At 39.8% G+C, this 19448-nt stretch carries 17 protein-coding genes and 2 tRNA genes; 9 read left to right on the top strand and 10 right to left on the bottom strand.

Annotated elements, in window-relative coordinates; translation table 11 throughout:
- Positions 1 to 59: 59 nt before the first annotated feature.
- From RM529_RS01095 to RM529_RS01080, 4 genes are read right to left on the bottom strand one after another with little or no spacing between them, the layout of a single operon-like run.
- A complete protein-coding gene (locus tag RM529_RS01095; RefSeq protein WP_311482896.1) occupies positions 60 to 566 on the bottom strand; it encodes a DUF6702 family protein in 507 nt (168 codons plus the stop codon).
- A 29-nt stretch (positions 567 to 595) separates the two neighbouring features.
- On the bottom strand, positions 596 to 1378 hold the full coding sequence (locus RM529_RS01090; RefSeq protein WP_311482895.1) for a peptidase associated/transthyretin-like domain-containing protein: 783 nt from the start codon (positions 1376 to 1378) through the stop codon (positions 596 to 598).
- A gap of 45 nt (positions 1379 to 1423) precedes the next feature.
- On the bottom strand, positions 1424 to 2221 hold the full coding sequence (locus RM529_RS01085; RefSeq protein WP_311482894.1) for a hypothetical protein: 798 nt from the start codon (positions 2219 to 2221) through the stop codon (positions 1424 to 1426).
- A 28-nt stretch (positions 2222 to 2249) separates the two neighbouring features.
- Positions 2250 to 3038, bottom strand: coding sequence for a peptidase associated/transthyretin-like domain-containing protein (locus RM529_RS01080; RefSeq protein WP_311482893.1), 789 nt, complete (start codon positions 3036 to 3038; stop codon positions 2250 to 2252).
- Positions 3039 to 3135: 97 nt separating this feature from the next.
- Here RM529_RS01080 and pepE point away from each other — a divergent pair, with 97 nt between their 5' ends.
- Positions 3136 to 3843: a dipeptidase PepE gene (gene pepE, locus RM529_RS01075; protein WP_311482892.1), complete on the top strand. Its 708-nt coding sequence runs from the start codon at positions 3136 to 3138 to the stop codon at positions 3841 to 3843.
- Position 3844: 1 nt separating this feature from the next.
- Complete coding sequence (locus tag RM529_RS01070; RefSeq protein ID WP_311482891.1) at positions 3845 to 4759, top strand: glutaminase; 915 nt, start codon at positions 3845 to 3847, stop codon at positions 4757 to 4759.
- 120 nt (positions 4760 to 4879) lie between these two features.
- Here RM529_RS01070 and rpsT read toward each other — a convergent pair whose 3' ends face one another.
- From rpsT to proS, 4 genes are all read right to left on the bottom strand, one after another.
- Positions 4880 to 5128: a 30S ribosomal protein S20 gene (gene rpsT / locus RM529_RS01065; RefSeq protein WP_311482890.1), complete on the bottom strand. Its 249-nt coding sequence runs from the start codon at positions 5126 to 5128 to the stop codon at positions 4880 to 4882.
- 32 nt (positions 5129 to 5160) lie between these two features.
- Positions 5161 to 5232, bottom strand: a tRNA-Glu gene (locus tag RM529_RS01060).
- Between the two features lie 67 nt (positions 5233 to 5299).
- Positions 5300 to 5371 (bottom strand) — tRNA-Glu (locus tag RM529_RS01055).
- Positions 5372 to 5448: 77 nt separating this feature from the next.
- Complete coding sequence (gene proS, locus RM529_RS01050) at positions 5449 to 6927, bottom strand: proline--tRNA ligase (protein WP_311482889.1); 1479 nt, start codon at positions 6925 to 6927, stop codon at positions 5449 to 5451.
- A gap of 111 nt (positions 6928 to 7038) precedes the next feature.
- On the opposite strand from proS, the gene RM529_RS01045 reads away from it, so the two are divergent.
- Both RM529_RS01045 and RM529_RS01040 read left to right on the top strand, forming a co-directional pair.
- Positions 7039 to 8169, top strand: a complete 1131-nt coding sequence (locus RM529_RS01045) for a hypothetical protein (RefSeq protein ID WP_311482888.1) — start codon at positions 7039 to 7041, stop codon at positions 8167 to 8169.
- Positions 8170 to 8264: 95 nt separating this feature from the next.
- A complete protein-coding gene (locus tag RM529_RS01040) occupies positions 8265 to 9773 on the top strand; it encodes an OmpP1/FadL family transporter (RefSeq protein WP_311482887.1) in 1509 nt (502 codons plus the stop codon).
- Positions 9774 to 9851: 78 nt separating this feature from the next.
- On the opposite strand, the gene RM529_RS01035 is transcribed toward RM529_RS01040, so the two are convergent.
- The gene (locus tag RM529_RS01035; protein ID WP_311482886.1) at positions 9852 to 11705 is read right to left on the bottom strand and encodes a T9SS type B sorting domain-containing protein; all 1854 of its coding nucleotides are present in this window, start codon (positions 11703 to 11705) and stop codon (positions 9852 to 9854) included.
- A 143-nt stretch (positions 11706 to 11848) separates the two neighbouring features.
- Between RM529_RS01035 and folE the strand changes: the two genes are divergently transcribed.
- The 5 genes from folE to RM529_RS01010 are packed head-to-tail and all read left to right on the top strand — an operon-like array spanning position 11849 to position 15660.
- Positions 11849 to 12526, top strand: coding sequence for a GTP cyclohydrolase I FolE (folE, locus tag RM529_RS01030; RefSeq protein WP_311482885.1), 678 nt, complete (start codon positions 11849 to 11851; stop codon positions 12524 to 12526).
- 33 nt (positions 12527 to 12559) lie between these two features.
- On the top strand, positions 12560 to 14044 hold the full coding sequence (cysS, locus tag RM529_RS01025) for a cysteine--tRNA ligase (RefSeq protein ID WP_311482884.1): 1485 nt from the start codon (positions 12560 to 12562) through the stop codon (positions 14042 to 14044).
- 16 nt (positions 14045 to 14060) lie between these two features.
- Positions 14061 to 14288: a membrane protein insertion efficiency factor YidD gene (gene yidD / locus RM529_RS01020; RefSeq protein ID WP_311482956.1), complete on the top strand. Its 228-nt coding sequence runs from the start codon at positions 14061 to 14063 to the stop codon at positions 14286 to 14288.
- A gap of 56 nt (positions 14289 to 14344) precedes the next feature.
- Entirely contained in the window at positions 14345 to 15166 is an 822-nt protein-coding gene (gene lgt / locus RM529_RS01015) for a prolipoprotein diacylglyceryl transferase (RefSeq protein ID WP_311482883.1), read from the top strand.
- Entirely contained in the window at positions 15163 to 15660 is a 498-nt protein-coding gene (locus RM529_RS01010) for a DUF192 domain-containing protein (RefSeq protein WP_311482882.1), read from the top strand. The genes lgt and RM529_RS01010 overlap by 4 nt, the downstream gene beginning before the upstream one ends.
- Positions 15661 to 16296: 636 nt before the next feature.
- On the opposite strand, the gene secDF is transcribed toward RM529_RS01010, so the two are convergent.
- Positions 16297 to 19323 (bottom strand): protein translocase subunit SecDF, encoded by a 3027-nt coding sequence (gene secDF, locus RM529_RS01005; protein WP_311482881.1) that lies wholly within the window; start codon positions 19321 to 19323, stop codon positions 16297 to 16299.
- Between the last annotated feature and the right edge of the window lie 125 nt (positions 19324 to 19448).

The raw sequence follows: 19448 nt of genomic DNA, 5'->3' as shown, positions 1-19448 counted from the left end.
AACTAATATTTAATTTAAAGATTGCTAAAAGTAATATTTTCATTTCTATTGAATACTTATTACCCAAAATTTATGACACCACTGTCCTGGTCTTTTTCAAGTAAAAGGCTCTTTAATTGCTCCCCCTTTTTTACATGTACCACATTTTTCTGATCATCGTAAAGGTCGGTTAAAATCGCATTTGTGACTTCAATTCGATTAAAATCCGGCACATTTTTCACCTCAACATAAAGGATTAGCTGGTCACCTTCGTATTCTTTCCCCAGGTAATTAAGCTGAAATTTTTCTCCGTTTATTTGGATCTGCAACTTTTGCGAAAGGTATTTATTAATGCTGTTTTCTACATCGCCTGTCTCCTTCTCATGAGAAAGACTAATGTTTTTCCCATAACGCTTGTTGAGTACTTTCTGAAAATCATCAATAAAAACACGGCTAATAATTTGAAACGTACCTGCATCCTTTTTGTATTCAAGCTCTGTTACACTCAAATAAAATTCGTGAGATCTGTTTGCCTTAAAAGAAGATAAAGATAAAAAGCAAATCAGGACCAGGGTGATCTTTTTCATTCAGGATTTTTTTCAAATTTAAACAAACTTCAGTCCAAATTATATATTTGAAGAAAATCTGGAGCGCGCTTCTTATAATATTCCATAAGCTCTATTACTTTTTCTTCGCTCAGCAGATCATTAAACTGCGGCTCTTCAGCACAAAAATAGAAGAAATTAATTATGTCAGCTTCAGGTATTTTAAGATCATCTCTATAAAAAGAAATCGGTACCATTCCTTCTGCTTTATGCACTATCGCCCGAAGTTTTTCATTTTTCCGGACTTTCTTCAGCATCTTTATATCTCCGTTTAGATGCCCAAGGAGAAAATTTATGGGGCTGCCACCATAAGCCGAAAGTTTTCGCTCGCCAATTGTTCTTTCCTTTCGGTCAACGCGTTTAAAACCAAAATTATCCTCGATAATGTCCATTTTTGAAATATCACCGGCCAGATTTCCGGTTAAGGTTATATTACTGATCTTCACCTCATCCAGTTCATTTATCCCCGGAAGCAGTTCGACTTCAAGATAACCAGATTTAAAAATCATGGCATTAATTACCACCTCTCGTTTTTCATATTGAATCGAAGAAAATTGTAACGTATCCTTCTCCCTTACCACAATCTCGAAGGCTCCGGAAGAAGAATTGATTGTCCCGGTTTTGGTTGTCTTATTAATAATATTTATAAAACTGCTTTCCAGAGAATCATTTATAATTTTGCCCTGAAGCTTTATACTTTCCTGGGCCAGAACCTGGGAGAAACTGCAAAAGCAAAATAAAACTAATAGAATTGCACTCCGGCAAAAGCTTTCCAGGTTAAAAACAAATTTCATTGGCGGGACCTGATGATGATGATGATATGTACATGTAAACAGAATCTATTCTGAAGCTTTTAATCCCAGGAAGACCGGTGCATACTTCATGTAAAACTCCAGCAAATCCAATCTTTTTTCGTCCTTTAGAAGGTACTTCAACTGATGATTTTCTGCACAATAATAAACGAAATTAATTATTTTATCCTCCGGAATTTTTAATTCTTCAACAAAAAAACGGGTAGAAAAAGCATCGACACCTTTTTCCACCATCTGCTGAAGTTTTTCATTTGCCACTATTTTCTTCAACTTTTTTGTCCTTCCGGAAATTGCATTAAACAAAGGATCGAGTCCAACTGCTCCTCCTGCGCCTCCACCCAAAAGAGACGTAGATACAGAGGTTGATGTTGCAGCTTGAAGCCGCCTTTCTGCAGCACTTAGTGTTTCCCTGTTGGCATTAGGAATGCCGAATTGCGAGATGCTATAGGCGTCCATATTACCGATATCACGGTTTAAATTGCCGGTAAGATCGATGTTACTTATTTTCACTTCGTCCAGTTCACTTATTCCCGGCACCAGGAGTACCTTTAAATATTCAGCTTCCATTATTATCGGCGTTATTGCAACCTCCAGTTTTTCATACTGAATAGAGGAAAACTGCAAGGTATCATTAAGCCGTACCCTGATTTCGAATTCTCCCGAAGCCGAATTTATCGTACCGGTATTGGTAGTAGTATTAATGATGTTTATAAAAGAACCTTCAAGAGAATCGTTGGTTATTTTTCCTTTTAGCTGAATACTTTCCTGAGCAAAATTTAGAAATGGAAGCAAAAGAAGAATGAGTGCAAGACAAGGTTTCAGCATAAAAAAGAAGTAGAATTTTTTGCAATTATTAATGTTCCTGCCTGTAATGCTCTTTTTGTTCAAAAAGAAACTGCATTATTTCCAGATCGTTCTTAGTATAAAACATTTTCTGGGTGAGGCCATTATCTATAACGTAAAAAAGGAAGTCACTGGTATGTTCTTTTGCAATATTAAGGGTTTCTTCAAAGAAATCCTGCCCAAAACGAAACCAAATCTGGTCGGCCAGCCTTTCCGGAGAAAGTTGTGGCTCCTTTTCTTTCTTTTTACTAAAAACCGCTCTAAAAATATTCGCAAAATTAAGGCCCTGGTAATCACTTGCCGTTACATTTCCCATCGCATCGTTGCGCACATAATTAGAGCGGTAACGCTGGGGCATACTTTTAAGCCGCTGCAGTTCCGGGGCGGCAACCCATTGTTTTTCGCCACCTATTACCCTGATCCTTTTTGCATCTACCTCAATAATTCCTGAAAGATCACTTATTCGCACCTCGGGAAGGTCATTAACGGCAGCATTCAGATTAATGGTCATTGTACGTTCTTCTATAAGGTTTGCTGTAACTACGATGGTAAAATCTTCAAATTGTACTGCTGAAAAAAACAGGCTATCACTTTCCCGGGCCTGTATCTGGAAATCCCCATTTTCGTCAGTAATTGTTCCGGCGCGTGCATTTATATTGAAAATGGTAATTCCACCGGCATCATCGCCAGGCGGCACAAGTATACGGCCATCCAAAAAGGTACGGTTTTCCTGTGCACCCGTTTCAAAGGAGAGTAAAACAAGAAAAAGGACAAGAAATTTAATCCACAATACTTTCATTCTTATAAAGTAACAATAGTTCCCTCTAATAATTACAAATAGCAGTCTAAATTCCTCTTAAAAAGTCAATTTTTCTACTTTTACAAAAAATAAAACTATGAAAAACGCAATTCTTGCCAGTACTTCCACCTTACATGGCCAGCATTACCTGGAATACCTGCTTCCGGAGATAAAAAATCTATATAAAGGAGCTTCCGAAGTCATTTTTATTCCTTTTGCAAGGCCCGGAGGCATTTCTCTTGATGAATATACTAAAAAAGCGGGTGATGCCTTCAAAATGGCAAATATCGACCTAAAGGGAATCCATGAATTTGAAGATCCCGAAGGTGCTATAAAAAATGCCAAAGGTATTTTTACCGGGGGCGGAAACACTTTTTTGTTAGTTTCAGAATTATACCGGAAAAAATTAATGCAGCCGCTTAGAGAGGCAATATTTTCGGGAGCCGCTTACCTGGGAACAAGTGCAGGCACCAACATTACCGGGTTAACGATGCAAACCACCAACGATATGCCTATAGTTTATCCCCCCAGCTTTAAAACGCTGGGAATTGTTCCTTTCAATATTAATCCCCACTATTTAGATCCTGATAAAAATTCTACTCACAAAGGGGAAACCAGGGAGACCCGCATAAAAGAATTCCATAGTATAAATTCCCAGCCGGTAGCAGGCCTTAGAGAGGGAAGTTGGCTGGAGATTGCCGGTGATAAAATAACGTTAAAAGGAAGCCTTAGTGCCCGAATCTTTGAAAAGGATAAATTACCTTACGAAATAGAGACAAATAGTGCTTTAACCGATCTTAATTAGTATGGATTATCAGAAAATTCTTGACAATATTTATGAAGAAATGAGCTATCGTGATGTAAGCGGCAAAGTAGCCTCTTACATACCGGAACTCGCCAAAGTAGATCCAAAAAAGTTTGGAATGCACCTCTATTGTGGCAAGAAGCAGCACTACAGCTTTGGCGATAGCGAAGAGAATTTTTCTGTACAAAGTATTACCAAAGTATTTACGCTGGCGATGACCATGAACATTATGGGAGAAGACCTTTGGCGCCGTGTAAATGTAGAACCTTCAGGAAATCCTTTTAATTCCCTTACCCAGCTTGAGCAGGAAAACGGAATCCCACGGAATCCTTTTATTAATGCCGGGGCGCTGGTAATTTCAGATATCCTTGTAGACCATCTTGATAATCCTAAAGAAGATCTTCTGGCTTTTGTGAGAAAAATAACCGGAGACGACGATATCCATTATGATGAAACTATTGCTATTTCAGAAAAATCGAACGGATATCGAAATATTGCCCTGGCAAATTACATGAAGGCGTTGGGAAACATTAAATGTGATGTAGATCCAATCCTGGATTTTTATTTTCACCAGTGTTCCCTGGCGATGTCCTGCAGGGATCTCGCCAAAGCGTTTATGGTTTTTGCAAACAAAGGCACCATCCTGGAGACAGGTGAGAGTTTTATTGAGCCTAAAATTGTAAAACGGATAAATGCACTTATGCAAACCTGTGGTTTCTACGATGAAGCCGGTGAATTTAGTTTTGAAGTCGGTCTTCCCGGAAAAAGTGGTGTGGGCGGTGGTATTGTGGCCATCCACCCAGATAATTATTCGGTTGCAGTGTGGAGCCCTATTTTAAACCCTAAAGGAAATTCTGAACTTGGGATGAAAGCACTGGAAAGGTTGACTACACTCACAGGAGTTTCGGTTTTTTAAACTGAAACCTTTAAGCAAGAAATTTATTATGCTGCCATGAACCGACGAATACTTGGTAATAAAAAAATGCCTTCCGTTTTCACAGAAAGCATTCTTTTATAAACTGAACACTATTAAAATTTAAAGCGCAGCTACGTGCTTAGTCAATTGAGACTTAAGGTTAGCGGCTTTATTGTCATGAATGATATTCTTCTTCGCTAATTTATCTACCATAGAAACTACAGAAGGTAACAATGCTTCGGCTTCCTTCTTATCAGCTTCCTTCAGTTTCTTGATAGCATTCCTTGTAGTTTTGTGCTGGTAGCGGTTTCTAAGACGCTTAGCCTCATTACTACGTATCCTCTTTAACGATGACTTGTGATTTGCCATTACAAATTCTGTTTAAATTATTTTCTTAAAAGTAGTCCGTAGGGGAATCGAACCCCTGTTACCAGGATGAAAACCTGGCGTCCTAACCCCTAGACGAACGGACCATGAATTATTTCAAATATCGATCTTTTTCGATCACTTAAATACAAATTTCAAAATTTGTACTTGTTGTAGTCCGTAGGGGAATCGAACCCCTGTTACCAGGATGAAAACCTGGCGTCCTAACCCCTAGACGAACGGACCATTTTTTGTTTAATTGCGGATGCAAAAATACAACTATTTTTGAATGGCGCAAATGTGAAACAAAAAAATTTTAAAAATTAATACGCCTTTGCAAACAGTACCCTCTGGGAAGAAGGTTTCCCTGTTAGCACACAACTACCTTCCTCCTTTTCCTGATTAAATGGTATACAGCGTATTGTAGCTTTTGTAAGTTCTTTTATCTTATTTTCTGTTTCTGGTGAACCGTCCCAATGAGCAGAAATAAATCCTCCTTTTTCTTTTAAGACTTTTTTGAATTCGTCAAAAGAATCTACTTCAGTAACATGAGAATCTCTAAATGATTTAGCTTTTTCAAATAATGAATCCTGCATCTCAGTCATTAGTGCGCTTACCTTTTCCACCACCTCATCCTGATTTACAAACTCTTTACTTAGAAGGTCCCTCCTTGCCAACTCTACTGTTCCTTTTTCAACATCTTTTGGACCAATAGCAAGGCGTACCGGCACACCCTGAAGCTCATATTGGGCAAATTTCCAACCCGGCTTTTGCGTATCACGATCATCATACTTTACAGAAATCCCTTTCGCCCTTAAGTCTGAAGTTAGCTTATTGGCTACTTCAGAAATTTGGGCTAACTGATCTTCGCTTTTATAAATAGGAACTATAACCACCTGAATTGGCGCCAGATTTGGAGGAAGTACAAGCCCGTTATCATCACTGTGCGTCATAATGAGCGCACCCATTAGCCTGGTAGAAACCCCCCACGATGTAGCCCATACATGCTCGAGGCCACCTTCTTTTGATGCAAATTTTACATCAAAGGCTTTCGCAAAATTCTGCCCGAGAAAGTGAGACGTTCCTGCCTGTAAAGCTTTGCCATCCTGCATAAGAGCTTCAATGCAATACGTCTCTTCTGCTCCCGCGAAGCGTTCATTTTCAGTTTTACTTCCTTTAACTACCGGAATAGCCATAAATTCTTCAGCAAAAGTGGCATAAATATCATTCATCTGCATCGCTTCATCCAAGGCTTCCTGCTTGGTGGCATGCGCAGTATGACCTTCCTGCCAAAGAAATTCGGCCGTACGAAGAAATAGTCGTGTTCTCATTTCCCACCGTACAACATTCGCCCATTGGTTGATAAGTATGGGCAAATCCCGGTAAGACTGCACCCAGTTTTTATAAGTGTTCCAGATAATTGCTTCAGAAGTAGGCCTTACCACCAGTTCTTCATCAAGCTTTGCTTCGGGATCCACCATTAATTTTCCCGGCTCGTCAGGATTGTTCTTTAAGCGATAGTGCGTTACAACCGCACATTCCTTTGCAAAACCTTCGGCATTTTTTTCTTCAGCTTCAAAAAGGCTCTTTGGAACGAATAGCGGAAAATAAGCATTTTGGTGCCCCGTTTCCTTAAACATCCTATCCAATTCGCCCTGCATCTTTTCCCAGATTGCATAACCATATGGCTTTATCACCATACAGCCGCGAACTGCCGAATTCTCTGCGAGATCGGCTTTTACAACCAGTTCGTTGTACCATTTGGAATAGTCTTCACTCCTGGTAGTTAATTTCTTCCCCATTAATCAAGTATTTGGCATAAAACTTGTGTTTTATTACTTACAAGTTAAATCCCCTGTTAGTTAGCGCAAAACTAACTAATTTTGAAATGTTCAACAATAAAATACAAGCTAATGATACGCAATTACAACATATCCCGAAAGATTACCTTTTTCATGGCTCCTGTATTTTTGCTATTATTAGCGTCCTGCGGTTCTTACCAGTACACAGGCTATGGAAATGATGGCATTTATGGTGATCCTAATCCAGATGTTCGATATGACCGAAGGACTGATACCAGACAGGAACGTTATGCAGAAACCGAAAACAATAACGGCAATAGCAATTATTACAAAAATCTGTTTGCTGAAAAATCCCAGATGTACAATGACGTTCTGGAAAACGGCGCCATTTTTACTGATGTAGAATCTTATTCTTCTGCAGAAGGGCAGGAAGAGGAATACTACAATGATTCTATGGCTTATACAGGTGGTTATGCTCCATGGGGCGCAGATCCTGATGAATATACTGTTAATATTTATAATAGCGGCTGGTACGGCGGACTGTATAGTCCTTACCGTTGGGGCTGGGGCAACCGCTTTGGCTATGGTTATGCCGGTTATGGTGGATACTGGGGCAATCCTTACTGGGGAGCATGGGATCCTTATTGGGGATCAGGCTTTGGACATCCTTTTATGGGTGGTTATGGTATAGGCTTCGGTTGGGGTTATTCTGGTTTTTTCAACCCTTATTTTTATAATCGTGGACTTTACAACCGTGGCTGGTACGGCTCTCCGTACTACCGACATTACGACAACAGACGTGAAGTGGCCTATAACGAAGGAAGAAGAAACTCCAGGCAATCTTATACCGGCAGGAGCAATAGAAATACATCGGCTACCAATGCACGAACAAGAAACTCCTCTTATTCCCGCAGCATTAGGGAAATAAGAAGTAACAGAACTGCAGATTACAGCGGTTCCCGTAGCAGATCTGTAAGATCTTCTAATGATAATTCCAACGTTTATAGTAGAAGCAGGACCAGATCTACTCCTGTAAGAGTAAATTCAGAATCATCAAGAAGAAATACTTCTTACCAAAGATCCTCCTCCCCTACCAGGAGTAGAAGTACACAAACAAGATCTTCCACCCCTACAAGAAGTAGCAGCGGAAGAGTGCGCAGCTCCGGCAGCTCAGGAAGAAGCAGTTCCGGTACCAGAAGCTCCGGTGGAGGACGATCCTCTTCAAGAGGAGGCAGAGGATAATCCCGGCTGCTTTACCAAAAAATTTTACAGTAGACCTTACAGCCAAACACTGTAAGGTCTTTTGTAAGTACCTCATTTAAAAAATCTTAAATACCATGAAAAAGCTTTTTTCCATTATTTGTTTTGGATTGCTATCCATTTCCTACGTAGCAGGACAAACAAGTGCAGATGCCTATAGATATTCTTCAGAAGAATTAACAGGAACAGCTCGTTATCGCGCAATGAGTGGTGCTTTTGGTGCCCTTGGTGGTGATATATCTGCATTAAATACAAATCCCGCCGGTTCTGCGGTTTTTTTGAACAGTTTCGCTACAATTACTCTGGACCACCGCAATTCGGAAAATTCGGTGAATTACTTTAACGGATTAACCACCAGCGAACGTTCAGATTTTAATTTTTCCCAGGCTGGAGGGGTTTTGGTATTTCAGGGAAATGGTGAAAGCCCATGGAAAAAATTCACCTTGGGTCTAAATTTTTCTGAGACCAGCAACTTTGATGACAACTTTGTTGCCAGGGGAACGAGCAATACTTCCATAGACGAGTACTTTTTGGGCTATGCTGATGGTGTTCCTTTAGATCTACTGGAAACAGTAGATGGAGAGGACGTGACAGATCTGTATACCTTCTTGGGTGAAAATCGGGGTTTTGGAGCACAGCAGGCAATGTTAGGCTACCAGGGTTTTATTATCGATCCTGTGACTACAGATCTGGAAAACACCTCTTACACCTCGGCTATTTCGGAAGGTAGTTTTGCACAAAATTATGCTCTGGCATCTACCGGGATGAACGGTAAATTATCTTTTAACTTCGCAACCCAGTATCAGGATTTTCTTTACCTGGGAGTTAATTTAAACAGCCATTTTTTGAACTACGACAGCACCACCCTCTTTACCGAATCAAATAGTAACTCCGGAAGCAATACTACGTATGTGGAATTTGAGAATAACTTAAGCACGACCGGTGATGGCTTCTCGTTTCAACTTGGCGCTATAGCAAAGGTAAATCAGACGGTGAGATTAGGTGCTTCTTATGAGTCGCCCACATGGTACAACATAAGGGAAGAAACCACGCAGTACCTGGAAACAGATAATAACGTGGAGGGAACTACAGTTGTCTATCCCGAGGCCATTAATGTTTATCCTGATTACACCCTTAAAACCCCCGGAAAATATACCGGAAGTCTCGCATTTTTATTTGGCGGGAATGGATTGATTAGCTTTGATTACTCTTATAAGGATTATACCAATATGGAATTTCGTCCCGAAAATGATCCCGACTTCAGCATCCAGAATCAGGATATTTCAGAAAATTTTCAGGCTGTGTCGAGCTACAGGATTGGTGGAGAATACCGTATCCAGGACTGGAGTTTACGTGGAGGCTACAGGTTTGAAGAAAGTCCTTATAAAGATCAGGGCGATATAGGAGAAGTGACCGGCTATTCTGGTGGACTTGGATATAGCTTTGGAGCTGTTAGACTGGATTTAGCTTATAATAAAACAGAATATTCAGATTCCAGGGAATTATATAACGTTGGGTTGACAAATACGGCAAATATCGATCGTGATATTTCGAATTTTGTAATTTCCCTTAGTTTTGGTCTATAACAGAGAAAGATACTTAATTAACATAGAGGGACTAAAAAAACAGCAGGAAGCTTCTTGCTGTTTTTTTAGTCTCTTTTTTTATCGAATAAGACTAAAGTTACCTCTGAACTCACCAGTTTCAGCAGTTGACTCATTCACAAATATAATTTTAAACCAGTAATCATCGGCAGGAAGATCTTCACCTTTTACGGTACCATCCCATCCGGGACCAGAAGGTGAAATTTGCTTCAACAGCCTTCCATACCTATCAAAGATATAAATAATCCTGATTGTTAAATTGCTTTCATCATTTTCATTAACAAGGGTCCAGGTATCGTTATAACCGTCGGAATTTGGTGTAAAAAAGCGCATATAACCTACAATACTTAAATCATCGGAACTGGTAATACCGCAGCCATTGATTTCCCTTGCCCTAACCACATGATTCCCCGGCTTCACATTTTGGAAGACGGCACCAGATTGCCAGCTTCCGTCATCGAGTTGGTACTCATATTCTGTTGCTTCGCCAACACCCTGCATAGCTTCAGCCGTTACGGTAGTCCCACCTGTAAAATCACTTCCTTCAATATTAATAAGCACTTCAGCAGGTGCTGAAGTGTATCGCAATTCAGTCTCGAAATTCCGGGTGCACCCGGTTTCATTATCAGTAAGGACCAGCCTGTAACTCTGTAAAGGCGGAACTTCAGAAAAAACGAGAACCGCTTCATTGGAGACTATTCCGTTATTATTTCTCCACTGGTAAGAATATCCTGTTCCCAGGTCACTCCCAATCACTATTTCACTTTGCAAATCTCCATTGGGATTTAAGCAAGCCTGGGTTATCTCATCAAGATTTACTTCAGGAAAAACCGTTTGATCAAAACCAAAGGAAACCAAACTAGATCTGCAGCCACTCTCTACCCCCACAACCTGTGCAAAAATCTCTTCACCTTCTTCCCAAATGTAGGCTGCAGGAGAATTAACCGGGATGTCTTCCTCTGCCGCTTCTTCAGATTCATAATACCTCACATTGTAATTTTCCCGGTTTGAATTACCAGATAAAATTTCGGCAGATGCTTCTGTTAAATTTACAGGCTCACCTTCCTTAGAACAGATTACAAAATCTGCGGGTAAAGTAGCCACAGGCTCATCATAAAATGTAACATTCACGTCATCCTCTGCAGTATCGTCTGCTTCAGCACCGTAAACCACAACCCTGTAATTACCGCTATTAATAACGCTTAAAGTTGAATTTGTTTCATCTGCAAGGATATCATATGTTCCAGAAGCTTCATTATAGACATACCATTCATAATCTATTGCTCCATTTGTTGTACCGTCCAGAATAATCTGTTCGTCACCACAACCTATCCTGTCCTCCCCCAGTGTACTTTCCAGGATACTACAATCTGTCGCACCGGCACCAGTCTGGGAAGAGTTGGTCTGCTGCAGACTGATATAACCCGGAGACTCCGAGAAATTGGTGATAAGCACAATATAAATATCATCAGCCCGGGCGTTATTAATCGTCATACCCTCTACAGCCGATTGTGAAAAACTACAGTCTACAAGATTCTGGCGGCTAAGAGCAGCATTATTACAATAATCTTCATCTTCATTAAAAGGGCCCCAAACAGCAAAGTCTACGTCCAGGCTTTCTCCTGAACCATTTTCATTCTGAAATTGTGAAATTTTAAATTGCAGATTGCCGGAATTTTCTATCTGAAGATAAAACCACGCAGGATATGGTTGTGAAACCAGGCAACCATAATATGGACCTGCCTGCCCATCGGACAAAGAGCCGCTTAAAAAATTTGAATTTGGAAATACCAGTTCCTGATCCCCCGCACAAAAAGGTTCAACATCCTCACACAAGCTGCCCTGCCCGTAAGAGTTACCTGTCGTTAAAAGTAAATATATCGCAATTAAGTGTATGAAAAATTTAGGTTTCATCAAATATTGGCTCTGCTGCAAATTAAAGAATAAAATCCTAATACTTTTTATTACGCTTTCAATTAACTATTCTCCTGAAAGCTTATAAATATGTATCTTTGCAAGCTAAACTCCCGGTTTACGACTATTATTGTAAAAATAGGATGAAAATAGATAAGATTTTGAACGAAATAGATGAATTTGGAGAAGCGCACGCAAGTAGTAGTGCTGAAACTCCCCTTCGTGATGATGCTTTCGAAATAAGCGATCTTGAAAAAATTGAACTTATAAAGCAAGATGTAAATAATATCATGAAGACCCTGGGACTTGATTTAACAGATGACAGTTTAAAGGGTACGCCACAAAGAGTAGCAAAGATGTTTGTTAATGAGATTTTCTCTGGTCTTGACCCAAAGAGAAAACCCAAAGCATCAACATTTGACAATAAGTACAAGTATGGAGAAATGCTTGTCGAAAAAAATATCACCGTCTATTCCACATGTGAGCATCATTTATTGCCTATCGTTGGTAAAGCACACGTGGCCTATATCTCAAATGGCTCTGTTGTAGGCCTCTCCAAGATGAATCGTATTGTAGATTATTTTGCCAAGCGCCCGCAGGTACAGGAGCGTTTAACTATGCAGATTGTACAGGAATTACAGCACGTACTTGGAACAAAAGATGTTGCCTGCGTAATAGACGCAAAACATTTATGCGTTAACAGCCGGGGAATAAGGGACATCGAAAGTAGCACGGTAACCAGTGAATTTGGGGGTGCTTTTAAAGAAAAAGAGACTAAACGTGAATTTCTGGACTATATTAAACTTGAAACAAATTTTTAACCAGCGTAGAATTCATTAAATAACAGGGCATTTATGGCGCTTTACCAGGAACAAAGCTTACAAATTTATAACTCCATGACGGGGGAAAAGGAGAAATTCACTCCTATTAATGAAGGTAATATTGGAATGTATGTTTGCGGGCCAACGGTTTACAGCAATGTTCACCTGGGCAACTGCAGGACCTTTATTTCCTTTGATCTTGTTTTTAGATACTTAAAGCACCTGGGATATAAAGTGAGGTATGTTAGAAATATCACAGATGCAGGACACCTCGAAAATGATGCTGAAACCGGAGAGGATCGAATAGCAAAGAAAGCACGGCTTGAGCAGATTGAACCTATGGAAGTTGTGCAGCGCTACACGATTGATTTTCATAACATCCTTGAAAAATTCAATAACCTCCCTCCCAGCATAGAACCTACAGCCACTGGCCATATTGTGGAACAAATCGAGATCATTAAAACCATTATTGAAAACGGATTTGCTTATGAAGCTAATGGCTCGGTTTATTTTGATGTCTTAAAATTTAATGAGGAGAATAACTACGGAAAATTGAGCGGCAGGGCGATTGAAGATATGATTGCCAACACCCGGGAACTTGCCGCACAATCTGACAAGAAGAATCCGCAGGATTTTGCACTTTGGAAAAAGGCAGAACCGCAGCATATTATGAGGTGGCCTTCACCCTGGAGCGACGGCTTTCCCGGATGGCACCTGGAATGTACAGTAATGAGCACAAAGTACCTGGGAGAAGAATTCGATATTCACGGAGGCGGAATGGATCTGAAATTTCCACATCACGAATGTGAAATTGCCCAGGGAGAAGCTGCAACCGGAAAAAGTCCTGTAAATTACTGGATGCATGCCAACATGCTGACCTTAAATGGGAAGAAAATGGCAAAAAGTACGGGTAACAATATTCTGCCGAATGAAATTTTCAGTGGAAATAATGATATTCTGGAGAAAGCTTTTTCCCCAAATGTCACCCGGTTCTTTATGCTTCAGGCAAATTACAGGAGCATTCTGGATTTCTCCAACGAAGCACTTGCAGCAAGTGAAAAAGGCTTTAACAGGTTAATGGAAGCTTATCATTCCATAGAAAATCTTCCAGATAACAACTCCTCTTCTTTTTCTTTAACTGAATGGAGACAATCTTGTTACGACGCCATGAATGATGATTTTAACAGCCCTGTTCTAATTGCCAGGTTATTTGATGCTGTTAAAACAATTAATAACATCAAAGAAGGAGCTTCCACTATTACTCCTGAAGATAAAGAAGCACTGAAGAAAACAATGGCCGATTTTATGTTTGATGTGCTTGGATTGAAGGACGTTTTGGAGGAAAACAATAGCTCTACAGACAAACTTTCCAATACCATAGAACTGCTTATAAGACTTAGAGCGGAAGCGCGGGCAAATAAAGATTTTGCCACGAGCGATAAAATCCGGGATCAGTTACAAGAAATCGGGATTCAGTTAAAAGACGGGAAAGAAGGAACTACATTTTCATTAAATTGATCCTGTGGAGCGGTGGCTGGCATATCCGTTTATACTCCTGGTAAAATTTTACCGGAAATTCATATCTCCCGTAACCCCTGCTACATGCCGTTACACCCCCACCTGCTCCCAATACACGCTTACTGCCCTTTACAGGTTCGATTTTTTTAAAGGCGGATGGCTGAGCTTAAAGAGGATATTAAGTTGCCATCCCTGGGGAGGCTCGGGATATGATCCCGTTCCTTCAAAATCTGCACATAAATGATATGGCAGAAACATTCAAATATGTATATTTACTTTCTTAACACATAATTTCCTTTCATGTTATTTAACGCCATACAATGGAATCCTTCAGAAGGCCTGGATTTGGGTTTTTTTATGCTTCATTATTACAGTTTGATGTTCCTTATCGCTTTTGGCCTGGGATGGTATATCATGAAAAGTATATTTGTTAGGGAGAAGATTGAAATTGAAAAGCTCGATTCTCTCTTTATTTATACCGTTTTGGCTACTCTTATAGGAGCCCGGCTTGGACATGTTATCTTTTACGACTGGGACTACTTCCAATTTCACCTGCTGGAAATATTTCTTCCCGTACGTTTTGAACCCGAATTTCAATTTACCGGATTCAGGGGTCTTGCAAGCCATGGAGCAGCAATAGGAATAATTACAGCCATGTTCCTGTACAAAAAACGAATTTTGGACCGACCAGTTTTATGGATTTTGGACAGAGTTGTAATACCGGTAGCGTGCGGAGGTATTTTTGTGAGATTAGGTAATTTTATGAACTCTGAAATTGTTGGAAAACCTACAAATTCAGATTATGGAGTAATTTTTCAGAAGCTTGGGGAAACTTTTCCAAGGCATCCCGCACAGTTATACGAAGCAGTGTGTTATTTGGCAATTTTCGGCTTTCTGTATTATCTGTACTGGAAAACTGAAAAACGATTTAAAGTCGGTTATATTTTTGGAGCATTCCTTGTACTTCTATGGACAGTGAGGTTCTTTATAGAATTCCTGAAGGAGCCACAAGTAGAAGAACGTGCAGTATGGCTGTTAAATACAGGACAATGGCTTAGTATACCTTTTATCCTGGCAGGATTCTATTTTATGTTCAGGCCTTCAAAAAAACGGATGCTATGACCGGAAGGAACATTTTTCTGATTCTTGCACTCTACGGAATCCTGTTTACCGGATGTAAAAGCGATTCTGAAGAAAATGAAAGTATAGAAACAGAACCTATAGTTTTTACCAAAGAAGGAGAATTATACCTAATTAAAGCTGAAGGTGATACGATCCAGAGGATTGATATTGAGATTGCCGATAGTGATTATGAAAGGGAAACCGGCCTTATGTACCGGCAAAGTATGGAAGAGCACCAGGGAATGCTTTTTGTGTACACCACAGAATCTCCGCGTAACTTTTATATGAAAAACACTTACTTCCCTTTAGATCTCATCTTTTACGACAGTGACAGTACAGCCGTAAGTTTTCAGGAAAATGCAGAACCTTTAAATGAAGGCAACCTGCCATCTGGACAAGCGGCCCAGTTTATACTCGAAATTAACGCCGGACTTGTCGAAAACTGGAATATTGAAGCAGGCGATACATTTTCAGTAGTAAAAACAGAGGAATAAGAAATTCTTAAGCTTCGGCTAATTTTAGAAGAACTTCTCAAAATGGCAATTATCGGTCTACTCTTGTGCCCGAAATTATTCCTGCTGCCCTGTACCTTGAAAAATGACAATTTTCTGCAAGATTACCTGAAGCTGAAGGAAAAAATCGAGAGTTTTCAGAAGAATTCAGCCTAAAATCTTTTAAGGTATACCTGCAAACACATGGATGCACGAAAATGTCAATTATCGGTCTTAGAATTGATCGGAATCGGCGGAACAAAAAGCCAGAACTATCTTCAGAATAAATGCAGATTAAATTTTTAAGGTACTGCCTGAAAATGACAATTATCGACCTGATAATATTCTGAATCAGCAAAGACAATAGCGAACATCACCTTCAGAAGTAATTGCATTGACTTTTTAAAAGGCACCGACTGAAAATGGCAATTATCAGCCTTAGAATTGATCGGAATCAATGAGAGACTTAATGACATAACCTCTTCAGAATAACTTCTACGTCTGAAATCTTATCAAAGTAGTACTATAATCTAAATGAAGCTTGAAAAAAGGCAATTATCAGTCTTTAATCTAAGCAAGAAGTAATAAAAAGGCCTTCCAAGTGGAAAGCCTTTTCAATTATGTTATTTTCAGAAGAAGTTAAGCTGTGGTCGTAGTTGTACCTGCTTTTTCCACTTCTTCTTCCTCTTTCTTTTTCTTCTCTATCTTGGATTTATCGGTTACACTATCAAACATGATTGGTGTAGCAATAAATATAGATGAGTATGTACCCACAATAACACCAACTATAAGAGCAAACATAAACCCTCTGATGCTTTCCCCTCCAAAGATAAAGATCGCAAGCAGTACGATTAATGTAGTAAGCGAGGTGTTTAATGTACGGCTTAAGGTACTGTTAAGTGCATTGTTGATGGTTTTGCCCAGAGGCCAGCTGGTATGTTCATTAACGAACTCCCTAATCCTATCGAACACCACCACGGTATCATTTAGGGAATAACCAATTACAGTAAGAATTGCAGCAATAAAAGCCTGGTTAATTTCCATACTAAAAGGCATTACCTTATAAAGCAGGGAGAAAATACCCAGAACAATAAGGACATCATGGAATACCGCAGCTACGGCACCAAGGCTGAATTGCCATTTTCTAAATCGCAACAGGATATACAAGAAAACAACAATAAGAGAGCCTAAAACTGCCCAGAAGGATGCATTCTTTATATCATCTGCTATAGTAGGTCCTACCTTCATAGACTGCATAATCCCCAGAGATCTTTCTCCCGAACCGGCAGTAAATTCATCATACGAAAAATCTGCAGGAAGATAGCTCTGTAGAGCCTCATACAAGCTTTGCTGAATCTCTTCATCTACTTGTGCTCCTTCATCTTCTACGCGATAATTTGTGGTAATCTTAAGCTGATTGTTTGGACCAAAGGTTTTTGCTTCAGCACTTCCGAAGACAGCAACAAGATCCTGCTCAACTTCCGTAGGGTTAACATCCTGATCAAATCTCACCGTATAAGTTCTTCCTCCTACAAAATCAACACCCTGGTTAAGCCCCTGTACAAACAAAGATCCTATACTAATAATTATAAATATTGCTGAAGCTATATAAGCAATCTTCCTTTTTCCAAGGAAATCAATGTTCATATTCGTGAAAAGCTTCTTAGTGGCCCCGGTAGAGAACTGCAACGATTTTCCGTTTTTACCATAACCGTCGATAAATAATCTCGTTACGAAAATTGCAGTAAAAAGAGATGTTGCTATACCTATTAATAACGTAGTGGCAAAACCTTTAATTGGACCTGTACCTAATATTAATAATATAAAACCGGTTAAGCCTGTCGTAATGTTAGCATCAAGAATAGAAGAAAGCGCATTACTGAAACCGTCCCTAATAGCATCTACCTGAGATTTACCCTTGGCAAGTTCTTCTTTGATCCTCTCGAAGATAAGCACATTGGCATCTACCGAAATACCTATCGTTAAAACAATACCCGCGATACCCGGAAGGGTAAGTACGGCACCTAATCCAGCAAGGATTCCAAAAATAAACAGAATGTTCACTACAAGTGCAACATCTGCAAATATACCCGCTTTACCATAGTAGAAAATCATCCATAGAAGTACAAATACCAATGCTATTACAAAAGATATCACTCCGCTGTTTATAGCTTCCTGTCCTAAAGACGGCCCTACTATTTCACTCTGAATAATTTCTGCTGAAGCGGGAAGTTTACCGGCACGTAAAACGTTTGCCAGATCCTGACCTTCAGTAATTGAAAAATCTCCGGAAATCTCACTTCTACCTCCAGAAATTGGGCCTGTAGAAACACCGGGTGCAGAATAAACAATATTGTCCAGCACAATAGCAATATTACTTTGCTGGCTGGAAGCCTGACCGGTCATCTCTTCCCAGATTTTAGCTCCTGTACCGTCCATTTGCATAGAAACGGCAACATTACCTAATTGACCATAAGTTTGCTGTGCATCTGTAATTACACTTCCGCTTAACGGTGGCTCCATATTGCGGTTACCCTTTAGAGCATATAGACCAACAGTACCTGTTTCTTCATCTGGAACGCCCCATACAAATTTTGCATATCGCTGCTCAACTGGCAACAAGAAACGCACCCTGGACCTGCTCAAGTAATCGTTCACCTTTGCTGTATCGGCAACTCCAAAAGTTGCAAGTACCGGGCTTCCCTGGAAGCCGGGAGATTGAATAAGTTCGAATAAGGGGTTATTTCCTGCAGCTACTTCTGTAGTATCTTCAGCATCTGCAAGAAGTTCGCTAATATCCTCATCCTCTGTAGTAGTTGTCGTATCTGCAGCTGTAGTGGTTTCAGAAATCTCTTCTTCACCCCCAACAATATCGGCCAGGACATTGTTCGCTTCAAAAAGGAAATTACCTAATTCTGTATTTTTATAAACATGCCAAAATTCCAATTGGGCTGTACTTTGCAGCAGATTTTTAACCCTGTTCACATCCTTAGCTCCCGGCAGCTCAACCAGTATTCTCCCGGAATTTCCAAGACGCTGGATATTTGGCTGGGTAACACCAAATTTATCTATACGTTTACGCAACACTTCAAATGCTGAAGTAATAGATTCATCGACTCTTCGCCTGATAATTTCCTCTACTTCCTCATTAGACATATCGGGATTTATGTCGTCGCTAAGTGCTTTATTAAAGAACACATCAGGAGAAGCTAAACTTGCATCTGGAATACTGTTAAATTCCTCGAAAAAAAGATCTATATAATCTTCCTGGCTCTCTGCCTGTGCTTCATCGGCACGGCTTATAGCCTGATTAAATGAAGGATCGTTTGTATTCTCTGCAAGCCCCCGCAAAATGTCCTTAACCGAAATTTGAAGAATAACATTGATCCCTCCTTTTAAGTCAAGACCCTTGTTTAATTCTTTTTCCTTTGCACTGTTGTAGGTAATTCCTGCAATAACTTCTTCATTCCCAATAGAATCAAGATATCTCTGCTCCTCAGCATCTCTTAATTCAGAGTAATTTTCTACCCCTTCACCAACTCTTTGTTCTGCATACTCCTCAGCATCGTTTTCAACATTATTACTTATAAAGGTGAACGACAACTGGTAAAGGCATACCAGCCCAAATAAAATTGCAAAAACTTTAACTAGTCCCTTGTTCTGCATTATTCCTTAAATTATAATTAAATAGGTCTATTTTAAAAACGGACAAATATAGGGTTTCAAAAATGAAATCCCAATATTTTCTTTTTGAATATTTTAACTTTTAGACACAAAAAAAGACCACTAGT

The organism is Autumnicola edwardsiae (genome assembly GCF_031846505.1).
Lineage (GTDB): Bacteria > Bacteroidota > Bacteroidia > Flavobacteriales > Flavobacteriaceae > Autumnicola > Autumnicola edwardsiae.
This window is presented reverse-complemented; position numbering and strand designations above follow the sequence as displayed.